At 59.8% G+C, this 14601-nt stretch carries 13 protein-coding genes; 9 read left to right on the forward strand and 4 right to left on the reverse strand.

The features are described 5' to 3' along the window. Positions 1-795, forward strand: a complete 795-nt coding sequence (locus tag QWU44_RS03045) for a polyprenol monophosphomannose synthase (protein WP_370914212.1) — start codon at positions 1-3, stop codon at positions 793-795. 470 nt (positions 796-1265) lie between these two features. Here the strand turns inward: QWU44_RS03045 and QWU44_RS03050 are convergent, their stop codons facing one another. Beyond that, positions 1266-1652, reverse strand: a complete 387-nt coding sequence (locus QWU44_RS03050; protein WP_370914213.1) for an RNA polymerase-binding protein RbpA — start codon at positions 1650-1652, stop codon at positions 1266-1268. A 388-nt stretch (positions 1653-2040) separates the two neighbouring features. On the opposite strand from QWU44_RS03050, the gene QWU44_RS03055 reads away from it, so the two are divergent. Genes QWU44_RS03055 through QWU44_RS03065 form a run of 3 tightly spaced genes read left to right on the forward strand, consistent with a single transcriptional unit; the run spans position 2041 to position 3298 of the window. Beyond that, entirely contained in the window at positions 2041-2322 is a 282-nt protein-coding gene (locus QWU44_RS03055; RefSeq protein ID WP_370914214.1) for a hypothetical protein, read from the forward strand. 23 nt (positions 2323-2345) lie between these two features. After that, on the forward strand, positions 2346-3035 hold the full coding sequence (locus QWU44_RS03060) for a YceI family protein (RefSeq protein ID WP_370914215.1): 690 nt from the start codon (positions 2346-2348) through the stop codon (positions 3033-3035). Between the two features lie 11 nt (positions 3036-3046). Beyond that, entirely contained in the window at positions 3047-3298 is a 252-nt protein-coding gene (locus QWU44_RS03065) for a hypothetical protein (RefSeq protein ID WP_370914216.1), read from the forward strand. 147 nt (positions 3299-3445) lie between these two features. Here QWU44_RS03065 and QWU44_RS03070 read toward each other — a convergent pair whose 3' ends face one another. Together QWU44_RS03070 and QWU44_RS03075 are read right to left on the reverse strand one after the other, a co-directional pair. Further along, the gene (locus QWU44_RS03070; protein ID WP_370914217.1) at positions 3446-4336 is read right to left on the reverse strand and encodes an NgoMIV family type II restriction endonuclease; all 891 of its coding nucleotides are present in this window, start codon (positions 4334-4336) and stop codon (positions 3446-3448) included. Next, entirely contained in the window at positions 4320-5345 is a 1026-nt protein-coding gene (locus QWU44_RS03075; RefSeq protein WP_370914218.1) for a DNA cytosine methyltransferase, read from the reverse strand. Before QWU44_RS03075 ends, QWU44_RS03070 begins: the two co-directional genes overlap by 17 nt. A gap of 811 nt (positions 5346-6156) precedes the next feature. Here QWU44_RS03075 and QWU44_RS03080 point away from each other — a divergent pair. Genes QWU44_RS03080 through QWU44_RS03095 form a run of 4 tightly spaced genes read left to right on the forward strand, consistent with a single transcriptional unit; the run spans position 6157 to position 10257 of the window. Further along, positions 6157-6828, forward strand: a complete 672-nt coding sequence (locus QWU44_RS03080; protein ID WP_370914219.1) for an NUDIX domain-containing protein — start codon at positions 6157-6159, stop codon at positions 6826-6828. 39 nt (positions 6829-6867) lie between these two features. Continuing rightward, on the forward strand, positions 6868-8208 hold the full coding sequence (gene nadA, locus QWU44_RS03085; protein ID WP_370914220.1) for a quinolinate synthase NadA: 1341 nt from the start codon (positions 6868-6870) through the stop codon (positions 8206-8208). Positions 8209-8210: 2 nt separating this feature from the next. Continuing rightward, entirely contained in the window at positions 8211-9080 is an 870-nt protein-coding gene (gene nadC, locus QWU44_RS03090; RefSeq protein ID WP_370914221.1) for a carboxylating nicotinate-nucleotide diphosphorylase, read from the forward strand. Further along, on the forward strand, positions 9067-10257 hold the full coding sequence (locus QWU44_RS03095; RefSeq protein WP_370914222.1) for a cysteine desulfurase family protein: 1191 nt from the start codon (positions 9067-9069) through the stop codon (positions 10255-10257). The genes nadC and QWU44_RS03095 overlap by 14 nt, the downstream gene beginning before the upstream one ends. Positions 10258-10286: 29 nt before the next feature. Here the strand turns inward: QWU44_RS03095 and QWU44_RS03100 are convergent, their stop codons facing one another. Further along, entirely contained in the window at positions 10287-11264 is a 978-nt protein-coding gene (locus QWU44_RS03100; RefSeq protein WP_370914223.1) for a bile acid:sodium symporter family protein, read from the reverse strand. 383 nt (positions 11265-11647) lie between these two features. Between QWU44_RS03100 and QWU44_RS03105 the strand changes: the two genes are divergently transcribed. Beyond that, positions 11648-14590 carry an FAD-binding and (Fe-S)-binding domain-containing protein gene (locus tag QWU44_RS03105; protein ID WP_370914224.1) on the forward strand — a complete coding sequence of 981 codons (2943 nt, stop codon included), beginning with the start codon at positions 11648-11650 and terminating at the stop codon, positions 14588-14590. The last annotated feature ends 11 nt before the right edge of the window (positions 14591-14601 follow it).

A 14601-nucleotide genomic window follows, 5' to 3' on the forward strand; every position in this document is an offset into this window, starting at 1 on the left:
ATGCCGAAGCCGAGCGCCGCAACACTGGTCATCATCCCGACCTACAACGAGCGGGACAATCTTCCCCTGATCACCGGCAGGGTCAGATCAGCGACCCCGGAGGTGGACATTCTCGTTGTCGATGATGCCAGCCCTGACGGTACAGGTGAGCTCGCTGACGAGATATCCTCATCCGACGAACAGATCCACGTTCTACACAGGGATGGTAAAGGAGGGCTCTGCGGCGCCTATGTCGAGGGCTTCCGGTGGGGTCTCGAACGCGGTTACCGCGTCTTGTGCGAGATGGACGCTGACGGATCTCATTCTCCCGAACAACTACATCTTCTACTCGATCAGATCGATGATGGCGCAGAACTTGTCATCGGCTCCCGTTACATAGACGGTGGAAAGGTGGTCAACTGGCCCAAGCAGCGCTGGTTACTGTCCAAGGGCGGTAACATCTACATTTCCCTGGCTCTTGGAGCCGGACTCAGCGATATGACCGCCGGATACCGTGCCTACCGCCGGGAGCTGCTCGAGTCTCTCGACTTGGACGGACTCTCCGCGGCCGGATACATCTTCCAGGTCGACTTGGCATGGCGGGCGGTTCGTGAAGGCTTCGACGTCCGCGAAGTACCGATCACCTTCACCGAACGGGAGATTGGCGAGTCCAAACTCGACGGCAGTTTCGTCAAGGATTCCCTCGCTCAGGTAACCGCGTGGGGTGTCGAACACCGGCGGGAACAGCTCTCCGCAGTGATCGACGAGGTAAAGAAAGAGATCGAGTTCCGTCGCCGGAAGCGCCACCGCAGCTAGCTTCCTCCGGAGGGTTATCCGGGCCGGGCCGAGGGTCCTCCAGTGTTCCCGGATCAGAGGCCCCTTTGACAGCCAATGCGCCGGAGGAGACCACAACTTCTGTACATCGGCGGACCTCCCAGAACTCGTCTGACGCCTCCTGATGTGTCCCCAGTATCCCGCGTGATGAGTAGAACGACCCGCCCGAGCCATGGTCTCCCGCCAGGGGAGTGGCACCACATCACGAACAGGTCCGGCGGTCCACCGAAAACGAAACGAAAGGCGAAAACGTGTCCGGGGCATATCCCTGACGCCTTCACAGAAGGGCAGGAGCATTCCGGCTCCCACCGGTGACGAAGCCACGGATGGGAGACGGGACGACCGCTGCACGATTCCGGTTTTCCGGTCCGCATGAGGCGAAAAAGGACCCACCGGAGCCCGATCAACAGTGATCGCCCCGGCAGTCCATTCCAGTGTCGTCGACGGGAAATCTAGGACCCGTTCTTCTTCGCTTCCTCCTGCTGCTGCTTGAGCAGACGGGCAGCGTTCCGGCGACGCTTCCGCAGCAACTCGATGCGCTCTTCAAGCAACTGATCGAGTTCCTCAATACTCCTACGCTCACGAAGCATGTCCCAGTGGGTACGCGGCGGCTTAGTGGGTTTGGCTTCAACACCCTCCCCCTCCATCAGGGTACCCATCTGTCCGTTCTTACACATCCAGGTACCCGGAATTTCCGCGTCATGGGCGAAGGGAACCTCAAAAACGTCTCCGTCGTCGGTACGGTATTTCACCAGTTGGCGCGGCGCGAGGTCGTGGTCACGGTCGGTCTCGTAGCTCACGGCGCCCATGCGGCTACCGCGGAGAACACGATCTGCCATAGAGGTATCAGTCCTTTACTGTGCGAAATACTGGTTTGACAGCCCTGATCAGACGTACCACACCCATCTTAAGAGTGCCTGGTTCACCCCATCCACCACACCAGTAACGATGTGTTCGACGGAATCAACGGATCCACCAGCCCCGTACTCTGGACAGGAGTTGAAGTGCCGCTGATAGCAGAGTTGTATATCCACCCCACTATAGACCCTGGACAGGGCTCCCGACCACTACGCCGATCCTGAATGGAAGTAGACGGCGCCGTAGGGAACGGAAACCCGACACCGGGGTGATTGTTGATGGGGGAGGTACCAAAGCCCTAGAGTTGGGGGAGTGAGAGAGGAAGCGATCGTCAGGCGCCAGGCGACATGCCAGTGGTGCCAGGGTCCCGTGCCGAAACAGGGTCGCGGACGACCGCGAAAGTACTGCAGTCATTCATGTCGGCAACGCGCATACGAGCAGCGAACCCGGTTCTCCGGTACCTCGATTCCTCCGGACGCAGTGATCATGGGCCCGGAGAAGGTGGAACAGCTCACCGACCTACTCTTTGAACTCCGCTGCGCGGCAGAGGATATTGCCACCGCCGCAGACGAAGGATCACCCCCTGAAGAGATCAGAGATCTCTGCACCGAATTGATCACCCTCGCACGTCGCGCCGAAAACCTCCGCTAACTCCGCAAACCGGAAGAGAACCCATGGAAACCCTGAAGAAGCCGTTTGTGGCTCTGACCGTCATCGCCATCATCGTCATATCCCTGGCGAGCGTCGGCCCCCTGGTGTACAAACTCATCACCAATCCGGGTATCCGCACCGGTGGGATCAATGCAGAGAACGCCATACCAGCATCGACCGGTGTTGACGGCCACTGGAATCTCGTACCGGGATCCGGAGCGAACACAACAGGCGTCGGCTTCACATTCAATGAGGTTCTACCTGGCGAACGGAAGACCACATCGGGTACCACATACCAGGTCACCGGATTCCTCGATGTGTCGAACGGAGAACTGACCGACGGTGAAGTTGTCGCCGATACAACCTCCATCAAAACCGATATCGAGAAACGCGACATCAATGTCCGCAGGAGTATTCTCCACACCGACGAGTTCCCGACGGCGACATTCCGGGTGAAAGGCCCATTGAACCTGACTGAACTTCCCGATGACGGCACCGTCGTCAGCGCCGAAGTACCGGGGGTTCTGACGTTGCACGGAACCTCCCGAGACGTGGTCCCGACCCTTGACATCCTCCGTACAGGCGAAAGAGTCATCATCGCCGGGATCCTCACTGTGAATCGGACTGACTACAACATACACACACCCGAATTCGTCGCGGCAACCATCGCCGAAGAAGGCGAGATCAACATTCGCCTCGTTTTCGAGAAGTAAGGAAAAGCCACATGGCACACCGCATGATCCCGATGCTCTGGTTCCGCATCATCATCCTGATCGGTTTTCTGGGTTACACCACGTACTCGCAGATGTGGTTGATCGCGGGAATCGGCGTCGTTCTTCTCGTCCTGACGGGATTCCAGCTTCGAAGTGCTCACAACACCCGAAGTCAGGTACGTGGGAGCGAAGCTCAGGCACTCAACCCCAAAGGACAAGACACCCGGTCAACAAAGAAGATGAGATCATTCCGGCCGAGATAGCCCCCCCCCCCCCCAGATTGTCGATGAGTGCCAGTACACCCAGCCACGGGGCACGACGAAGCCACCATTAGAGCCGGGATCCGTCTCGTTACCCGGAAACAGATATCCCGATACCCCAAATGAAAATAGAATATCTAACCGCATACATCAGACGGCAAGATCAAGCGGCAAATCCGAGATATCACGTAGTCGCTGACCGTCCACCAGAATATTCAGCATTGTCAGCGCCTCATCATTACCGGTTTGCGCAACCGCATTTTGAAGTTCCGGCAGGGCGATGTGATACATCATGTCAATGTCACCTGTCCCCAATGCCAGCGATGCGAGACGAGAGGGAGTTGGCTCCGCGGTAACAACCGCTATGTGAGGGGTACGTCCCTTGCGATTTCTTATGACGTTTAATGCTTCCGAACGGGCATTCTGTGCCCGGTCAGAACGCATCGAAAACTTGCAGCTTATTAGAGCATGAACAATTCCGTGGGCTGTCGAATTCTTCCCATCAGCCCTAATTACGGAATGCACACCATACATATCATCAACGACACAAAACTCTCTGTTAATAACGGAATCCGGCTCAGGTTTTCTGATCACCAGGATGTCAGGGGAAATGGAATAAGAGTTTCCAAGAACAGTTTCTAGAGTTCGATCATGACGAATAGCAGACGCCAACTCATCCAGATGGGTGTATGGTTCAAAATGCGCGAGATGATAGGCCCCGCGAGCACTGCCCAAACACTGAACTTCCCAGCTTCCCGGGCGAATTGGTTTAAGGTAGCCAAGAACCTCTCTCACAAAATCACTGACAGATGCCTCGAAGTTCTTTCCGCTAGTCTGCCCCGAAAGTGCCTCAACAGGATCGAGGGCACCAATAGCTCTCGCAACATGAAGCCCGATCTCACGGGAACTTCTCTGACTTTTATCTGAAAAACTGGCAACTAAGCGAGTTTCTCCGTCAACAGTTTTTCGAGTAACGGACAGAGTTCCACTCTTAATTAACGCAGCATGCAGTCGCCGTCGGGCATCAGATATCAAGGACACAATCTTCTCCATCCTGGGCCGAGACCATAGCCTGCTTGTCAACATGTTTCTTATCAAGAGCATTTCTGATGCTTTCACCCAGAGCACGTGCAACAGGCGGGGGAAAAGCATTTCCAACCTGACGCCAAGCGGCGGTCTTGCCCCCGATAAAACGCCAGTTCTCGGGAAAACCTTGAAGTACCGCCCCCATCTGAACCGTCAGTCGAGGAGATTCATCGATGGGGAAGTCCGGCCCCGGAGCTTCTTCAGCTATGGACGTTCCTCGAACTCCGAGCTTTGCCCAAGTTTGTCGGGCTCGCGTCGGCCCAAGGTCCGGCCCCCCGTGCTTTTTTGAGCCACCTACCAACGTAGGACCAATAGAATTGGCCTTCACAGACCACCTGTCAACCCCCGGCCACCCATTGGCACCCATAAGCTCATAGAGTGCTTCACCGACCGTTACGGCATTTCCATGTATCGGGGTAGGCCAGGAAAGATAATCCCAGTATTCCGCACGAACTCCGATCAGGACAAAACGGGGACGAAGCTGCGCAACACCAAAATGAGCAGAGGTAATCATCTGCCACATTACCTTGTAGCCCAACTCAAACTCCAGTTTATGAAGTATCGATTCCCGATACTGTTGGAACCGAGGTTGTCCAAGACCCCGCACATTTTCCAGAAGCACCGCTTTCGGCCGTGTATCGCGGACAAGCTCCATCGCCTTCGGGAAAAGGTCTCGATCATCTTCACCGCCAAGCTGCCGACCGGCGACACTGAAGGGGGGGCATGGCACGCCTCCGGCAAGCAGGTCAATGCCCTCAAATTGACGGCCGTCTATATCATGGACGTCTTTTTCCAGGACATTCCAGCGTTCTTGGGGCGGAATGTCCTCATTATCCCGGTTTGCCCGAAGTGTATCGCACGCATAGTGATCGTTCTCGACGGCGGCCACATGCCGAAATCCGGCCCATTCAAGTCCCAGAGCTTGTCCACCGGCACCGGCACAAATTTCAAGCGATGTATACATGAGGTCATCCTAAATAAGAAGTTAATTAAACGGCAACCTAAATAGCAGCCAGGCAGAGGACGGAGCACAGCCCTCACATGGCCCCGCCAAGCAAGCAGCCGCCCGGAACAACAAACAATCATCTAGATATCTTTCAGCACTCACAGGACATCATCACCGGTTACTCGAATATTTATTCGGCTCCACACCGCTTCTCAAAACCTAACCAGTCTACCCAATGACGACGGTCTCACATCCCGTCGATAACCATTAGGCCGACAGGGGCGAATCTCCCAAAGAAGGATCCCACCCGTGGACGCCATCCAGAGATGGGGCATCAACACCTATACTCAGCCATCCCACCGGAAATCCAAACTGCAAACACCCTCGTCAGCATATTCCACCACCCCTATAAGATGTCCGATAATGTACATTATGTCATTTAAGACTCGCGCAGCGCCATCACTTCCACGGACCCGGCCTCACCCCTGCACCGGAATGGACGACTCCCCCCCCCCCCCCCGCCATTCAGACCACCGTTCGACTCAACCCTCGAATAAATAAATATCCCAGGGTTATATAGACCAAGGCATGCGTTCAGCACGCCCGCCTGTTTACCTCTGGCAACACCTAAACATGCTTCAAACGTCTTCATGGTTCATCCAACTTCCTCCGTCTGATCCCGGCATGAGTGTTGTCAAGTTTTGCATGAACGGCTTCACCACGTTTACGGCGAGAGCCAATTATCGAATGGCCTTTAGGTCGGGATGACTGTAAGCTCATGGATACCCTTAAGGTCACAGAGACCAAAAGGATGATGAAAGGAGAAACGGTGCACCAACCCGATACCCGCCTTGCCGTATCCACCGTGATTTTCGCCCTTCGTCCGGAACCCGAGGCCACACCGTCCCTGTGGACGCCTTTCGTCAGACGGACCCGCGACCCGCACCTCGGCCAATGGGCTTTGCCGGGAGGCTGGCTACCCGTCGACGAGGGGTTGGAGGACGCCGCGTCGCGCACACTGGCGGAGACCACCGGCCTACGACCCAGTTATCTCGAGCAGCTCTACACCTTCGGCGATGTGGACCGCTCTCCCACCGGCAGGGTCGTCTCCGTCATCTACTGGGCACTTCTCCGCACCGACGAGGCACAGCACGCCGGGGAACGGGAAAACGTCCGCTGGTTTCCCGCCGGAGACCTGCCGAATCTCGCATTCGACCACCGGGCAATCGTCGATTACGCCCTAGATCGACTACGAACCAAGGTCGAGTATTCAGCCATCGCACGGTCTTTCCTTGGCGAGACTTTCACGCTCACCGAACTACGACACGTTCACGAGGCAATTCTCGGGCATCCCCTGGATCCCGCAAACTTCCGTCGTTCGATGACCTCATCCCCCGATCTCATCGACACCGGGCAGGTAGTCACAGGCACCCCTCATCGACCGCCCAAGCTCTACAGCTATCGTGCTCCGGGTCCAGCCCACCCCTCGTACGAAGCCTAACCACCAAGTACCCATATGCAACCCGAGGAACAGTAGACAATGCCGACTCCCCCTCCGACCACACATTCACGTCCAGAGGCCTCCGTAGATCGGGCACTGCGGCTGATCGCTGCCGGTGCTCGTCCCGGATCTTCCTGCAGTAGCTCACTCACCGAAGATCCCTGGGCATTCGACGCCATCCCAGGATATGGACCCGGTGCATCCATGTCAGACCCGATAGTCGACGACGCTCCCAGACAGGGCACCCTGCCTCCCGAGTACCGGCGCACATCGGAGACAGAACTCCACGAACGCATCCGGTCCGCGAAGAAGACACTCGGCGAGAAAGTCGTCGTCCTCGGACATTTCTACCAACGTGATGAGATCGTTCAGCACGCGGATTTCGTCGGCGATTCCTTTCAACTCGCGAACGCGGCACGGACCCGACCCGACGCGGAATCGATTGTGTTCTGTGGGGTCCACTTCATGGCCGAGACTGCTGACATCGTCTCGGGGTCCCACCAGAAGGTCATCCTCCCGAACCTCGCAGCCGGCTGCTCGATGGCGGACATGGCCGAACTCGGTGCGGTCATCGACTGTTGGGCGCAACTGCACGAGATCTACGGTTCGACCACCGCCCCGGATGGTCGCGCCCCGGTCGTCCCCGTCACCTACATGAACTCCTCTGCTGCGCTGAAGGCGTTCGTTGGTGAGCATGGCGGAATCGTCTGTACCTCCTCAAACGCTGGCGCGGTGTTGGAATGGGCATTCGAGCGGGGCCAGCGTGTCCTGTTCTTCCCCGACCAGCACCTCGGCCGCAACACTGGCCGCGCCCGGGGAATCTCGCTGGCGCAGATGCCGCTGTGGAACCCCAACCGTCCGTTCGGTGGAAACACCCGAGATCAGCTTATAGACGCCCGTATCCTCCTCTGGCACGGGTACTGTTCGGTCCACCGGCGATTCACCGTCGAACAGATCGACCGTGCCCGCGTCGAGTACCCGGACGCCAACATCATCGTCCACCCGGAATGCCCGATGGAGGTCGTCGATGCTGCGGATTCCGCAGGCTCCACCGATTTCATCGTCAAGGCGATCAACGCGGCACCGCCCGGTTCGGTGTTCGCGATCGGGACCGAGATCAACCTGGTTCAGAGGCTCGCCGCCGAGCATCCCGAACACACCATCTTCTGTCTGGATCCGGTGATCTGCCCCTGCTCAACCATGTACCGGATCCACCCCGGATACCTGGCGTGGGTCCTGGAATCCCTTGTCGACGGCGAAACGGTGAACCGGATCACCGTCGACGCGGCGATCGCGGAGAGCGCGGCCGTCGCCCTGGAACGAATGCTCTCTGTTGCCCCTCGCCCGATGGCCGGATCAAACACTGGAAAGGGGAACTGACCGTGTACCCTACCGCTGTCCAGATCAACGGGATCATCGACAACGCCCTCAGCGAGGACGCACCGTGGGGCGACATCACCTCCGAGACCCTGATCCCGTCTGACGCCCGCGCCACCGCGACCCTCACAGCCCGCGAGGACGGCGTGTTCTCAGGGGGTCCTGTCTTCGCGGCAACGTTCCAGCGCGTCGATCCCGCCACCTGCGTCGTTCTCCGGGTCACCGACGGTACCGGATTCCGTTCCGGTGACATCCTCGCCAAGGTCTCAGGGACCGCCAGATCTGTTCTCCGAGCGGAGCGGGTCGGTCTGAACTTCGTACAGCGTATGTCGGGGATCGCCACGCTCACCGACCGGTACGTAACTGCCGTGGACGGTACCGGCGCCCGGATCGTCGACACACGTAAAACCACACCTGGACTCCGGGTGCTGGAGAAGAAAGCGGTCCGGGACGGTGGCGGACACAATCATCGGGCCACACTCTCGGACGCCGTCATGGTCAAGGACAATCACCTCACGGTCCTCACTGCAGGTGGGCTGTCTGTGACAGAGACCTTGCGCCAGATGAGAGAACGACTACCCCACACCACCCACATCGAGGTGGAGGTAGATCGGCTCGATCAGATCCCTGCGGTCCTCGCCGCCGGGGTGGACACCATCATGCTGGATAATTTCACGCTCTACCAGCTCCGCGCAGGTGTCGCCGCCATCGGAGGTGCAGCGCTCGTGGAAGCGTCGGGGGGCATCGACCTGACGACTGTCCGGGAGGTCGCTGCGACGGGGGTGGACCTCATTTCCGTCGGCTCTCTCACACACAGTGCCCGAGCGATCGATCTCGGACTCGACATTACGGTGTGCCCCGATGAACGACAGTGACATAACCCGCATCATCTACCTCGACTATGCGGCGACAACACCCGTGCGCAGATCTGCGCTGGAAGCGATGTGGCCCTATCTGACCACCGAATTCGGTAATCCAGCGAGCCACCATGAGCCCGGGGCTGCCGCGCGCAGTGCACTCACCGCCGCTCGCACGGTCATCGCGGGCATACTCGGGGTCCGACCCGACGAGCTGATCTTCACGTCCGGTGGCACGGAATCGGATAACCTGGCGATCAAGGGTATCGCGCTGGCCGCAGCTCGATCCGGAGGCCGCGGTCATATCATCACCACCCGGATCGAACACAGTGCGATTCTCGAGAGCGCCGACTACCTGCGCCGACTGCACGGTGTGTCCGTCGACTACCTCGACTGTGATTCTCACGGGCGCGTGGATCCCCGGCAACTAGACCGTCTCATCCGTCCTGACACCGCAGTGGTCTCCGTGCAGGCGGCGAACAATGAGGTAGGCACCGTGCAGGATCTACCCAGCCTGGGTGAGGTGTGCGCACGCCACGGGGTACCGCTGCACACCGATGCTGTTCAGGCTGCGGGACAGATCGACATCAGGATTACCCCCTCCGGGCGGGGGCACGGTCTCGGTGTCGATGCGTTGTCACTGTCCGGCCACAAGATCGGGGCTCCGAAAGGTATCGGGCTGCTGTGGCTCCGTTCCACAGTGCCGCTGGAACCACTCATCCATGGCGGGAAGCAGCAGCGAGGTCTGCGCTCCGGCACCGAGAACGTCGCCGGAGCCGTCGCCCTGGCTAGCGCACTCGCCGCCGTAGAAGTTGCGCGCCCCGATTACGCCGAGCGACTCACCACCCTTCGGGACGGGTTCATCTCGCGGGTTCTGCACATTGTTCCCGGTGCCAGGCTCACCGGAGATCCGAGCAACAGATTACCGTCGATAGCCTCCTTCACCATTGATGGTGTCACCGGGGAAACCATGCTCATCGATCTGGAACAGTGTGGGGTCGTGTGTTCGTCCGGGCCGGCGTGTTCCGCAGATTCCTTCGAACCTTCCCATGTTCTGCGGGCCATCGGCATCGACGACGCCCGCGCCGGCACAGCACTCCGGTTCAGTCTCGGGCACACAACGACGGCCGGGGAACTCCGTACCACTGCTGACTGTCTCGCGCGGGTCGTGACCCGGCTCCGATCGTCCCGGTAGCCCTGCTCCCCACGCCTATCGGCGGATGCTCAGTCCCGCAACGGGCGGCGCCTGACGATGGCAGCGTAGATCGCTCCGGACACATTCGCCCAGATCGCGGCTATTGCTCCAGGAAGCGCCGCTTCAGGCGTGAAGAATTGCGTCGACAAGGCAGAGGCGAGACCGGAGTTCTGCGTCGACACCTCGATGGCTGTGGTCCGGCAGGCCGCGGTCTTCTGCCCCATGAGCTTCGGCGCGTAGTAGCCAATGATGTAGCCGATGAGATTCTGGATCATCACGCCGAGGAGAACGACGAATCCGACGACGGCAAGTTTCGCGGCGGACAGCGCGACAACAACCATGATGACGAGTCCGATTGTTCCGATGGACAACCAGGGCAGCACGGGCAGGATCGCATTGACGAGACGACCGAAGAACATCCGTAGGGCGAGACCGAGGCCGACCGGGATGAGTACGGTCTTGACCAGCGACCAGGTCATTCCCGCTGCGTCAACGTTCGCCTGGGCATCAGCGAGGTAGAGCATGAGCATCGGCGTGACGATCGGTGAAAGGAGTGTGGACACACTGGTCATCGCCACGGATAGCGCGACGTCGCCCTTCGCGAGATAGGCGATGACGTTCGAGGCGGTGCCACCGGGGACCGATCCGAGCATGAGCAGGCCAATGGCTATTTCTGGGCCAAGGTTGAGCAGCTTCGCCACGAGAACGGCCGACAACGGCATCACGATGTACTGGGCCACTACACCGAGGAAGATCGGCCACGGGCGTTTCACCACCATCCCGATGTCAGGCAGCGTGAGTGTGAGCCCCATGCAGAACATAATGACCATGAGACCCGGGGTGATCCAGGGTTTCATCGGGATGAATGCGCCCGGGGTCAAATAGGCGATGAGTGCGCAAAGGATGACGACCGCCGGGAACGCGAGAACGGCAAGTGTCGCGGAGCGCTCTTCGGTATGCGATGCCTGGGGCGAGTGCGGGGCGCTGTGACTGTCGAGCAGGGACACGGGCTTCCTTCCACTGACTGTGCGGTGCTGTGTCCGGCCGATGGTGCGGGACGCATGTCGACGCCACGATGCACACACGGCACGGTACCTGGTCCGGTTGTCAGGGGTGGTGACTGGTCCGGTTGTCACTGTTCGACCGCCTGGGTTGAGCGGGGCTGCGGTGACTCCGGGTTTACCGTAGCGGAGACCCCGCGGAGCGGTGAACCGAATCCCACTCTGCCTACCCCATGTAAATACCCCCGTATGACGTGTAGGAATTATCACGATTTTCCGAAGTAGACGACCTCTGACAGCGAAAAACAAGGTCACCCTAAATTTTTCCACCATAGGCATTCAGCGATATGTGTCATCTTGAGTCATTTCACGCGCGTTAAACTGCACCCATGAAGAAGCTGCTGACCCCGGATACACACCGTATCGGACGCCCCGCTGGTGCCGTTCCGCAACCGGATGCAGTGCCCGCCGAGCGCGTTAACGGCACCCCTCTCCCACTCCGCAAAGGACTTGAGACGCTCCTCGGGAAAGAAAACGTCTCGACACGGGTCAGTGATCTGGTGCGGTACGCCTCCGACGCCAGCCCGTACCGGGCGGTGCCGCAAGTCGTCGTCCGACCGAGGAACGCGCGAGATCTAGCAGCCATCATGCGCTTCGCGGCGCGAAATGGTCGGCACCTCACATTCCGTTCCGCAGGCACCTCACTCAACGGCCAGGCCATGAGCGAGGACATCCTCGTTGACGTGAAAACTCACTTCACCGGCATGGAGATCAGAGATGGTGGCAAGCGGATCTGGTCGCGGCCGGGTGTGGTCCTCGGCGATGCCCAGGCTGTGCTCGCCCGCCACGGCTACATGATCGGCCCTGACCCCGGTTCCACCTCGGTGTGCACCATCGGGGGCGTTCTCGCCGACAACGCCGGTGGTATGCGTTGTTCTCTCGAGAGAGACAGCTATCACACGCTGGAGGACGCCACCTTCGTCCTGCCCTCGGGAACGATCGTGGATACGACGGATCCCGATGCCGAGGCCAAACTCGAAACCTCCGATCCGGAGCTCGTCGCCGGCATCCTGGCACTGCGTGATGAGATCCGGGGCGACACCGACCTGGTCGCGCTTCTCCGTCGGAAGTTCTCCATTCGGAACACTAACGGTCTACGTCTGGACGCTTTCCTCGATGAGGACACTCCCGTCCGCATCCTCATGCGCCTGATGGTCGGATCCGAGGGGATCTTCGGAGCGATCACCGAGTCCGTCATCCGCACCATTCAGTTGCCCCGCTACAAGGCGGTCGCATGGGTGATGCTCCCTGATCTCCGACAAGCCGCCTCCTATGTCGCCCCACTGATGGAGACCGGTGCCTTAGCCTGTGAACTGCTCGTGGCACCGGTACTGAAGCGATCCGTCGACAACTTCCGTGAAGCACCCCGGGAGTGGGCGGACATCGACGACAACACGGCGGCACTGCTGCTCGAAGTGGGCGGGACCTCCGAAGATGCACTCAACGAGGCCATCACAACTGCGGAGGATGTCCTCGCTGACGCTGAACTCGTCTCACCACTCACCTTCGACCGTACCTCGGCGGGCCAACGTGGGGCGTGGAAGATCCGTAACGGACTGTTCGGTCTCATCGGTGCCGACCGCCCGCAGGGCACGGCACTGATCACCGAGGATGTCTGCTTCCCGCCCGCACAGGTCGGACAGGCGGCCGCTGACCTTCTGGATCTTCTCTCCAGGTACGGGTATCCGGAAATGGTCATGGGCCACGCAGCTTTCGGTAATCTTCATTTCTTCCTGCTCCCCCGACTCGATGATGACGACGAACGCGCCCACTACGCGGATTTCTTGGATGATCTCGCGCGCCTGGTTATCGACAACTACCAGGGATCTCTCAAAGCCGAGCACGGAACCGGTGTGAACATGGCGCCCTTCCTTCTCCGGGAGTGGGGCGAGCGTGCGTGGAACCTGATGTGGCGGATAAAGGAGCTCATCGATCCCCGGGGCATTCTCGCCCCAAACGTGAAACTGACCCGCAACCAGGACATCCACCTCCAACGCTTCAAGTCCTTCCCCAAAGTCGAGGACGAGATCAACGCCTGTGTGGAATGCGGGTTCTGTGAACCGATCTGCCCCTCCCGTCACGTTACGGTTACCCCCCGACAGCGGATCGTCCTGCGTCGCGAAATGGCGCGGCAGGCCGCGGACAGTGCGGTGCTCGCAAAGCTGCAGGAGGAATACGAGTACGACGCCGTCGAAATGTGCGCCGCCGACGGAACCTGCGCCATCGCCTGCCCGATCAGCATCGACACGGGCAAGGTCATGAAGATGTTCCGTGCGGCGGAGCACGATAGTACCGCCGAGCACATCGCTCTCAGCGCCGCACGGAACTTCCGGCACATCGAGAGGGTGGCCCGTGGTGGTGTTAGGGCCGCCGCTCTCCTCGGGGGTACCGCAGGAACCGGGCCTCTACGAACTGCGGCAAACGCGGGTAGAGCCGTGATCTCACCCGACATTCTGCCCACTATTCCGGGAAAGCTGCCGCACCCAGCACCCCGTACCCTGCCCACAACACACCGCGAGGGTGCCACCGCCGTCTACTTCCCCGCCTGCATCAACCGGATCTTCGGCCGTCCCCACGGTGCGCCGGCCGATCAGCTCGAACTCCCGCACGCCATCGTCGAACTCGGCCGCCGGTCAGGTCGACCGGTGTGGATACCTGGGAACGTCGAGGGCAACTGCTGTGGCACCCCCTGGTCATCCAAGGGATACACCAGGGGGTTCGAGGACCGTGCCCGCACCATCGCCAGCGACCTGTGGCGATGGACTGACGGTGGAGCGCTGGCAGTGGTCATCGACGCCGCGAGCTGCACGCACGGACTCCTAGAACAGGTCCCCGGAGTCCTCGACGGTGAGCTTGCGGAGAACTTCGCCAGAATCCGGATACTGGATGTCGTCGACTGGTTGCGGGACGAAGTAGTCGACGGGCTCACGTTCACCGATTCCGCAGGGAGGGTCGCCGTCCACCCAACATGTTCGACCACCCACATGGGCATCAACGATGATCTCGTCGCGCTTGTCGGGAAAGTCGCCGATGAGGTGGTCGTCCCGGACAAGGCCACCTGTTGCGGGACCGCCGGAGACCGAGGTCTACTGCATCCCGAACTGCTCGAATCTGCCACCCGAGAAGAGCGCAGCGCGCTCACCGGTCATTTCGATGCTTTCGTCTCCGACAACCGGACCTGTGAGATGGGGCTGGAGATGATTGCCGGTAAGCCCTACCAGAACGTCGCGTGTCTGCTGGAGAAGGCATCACGACCCGTGGTCACCCCCTGACCGAGGAAGTA

It is taken from the genome of Corynebacterium sp. CCM 9203, from assembly GCF_041357675.1.
In the GTDB taxonomy this organism is placed as follows: Bacteria; Actinomycetota; Actinomycetes; order Mycobacteriales; family Mycobacteriaceae; genus Corynebacterium.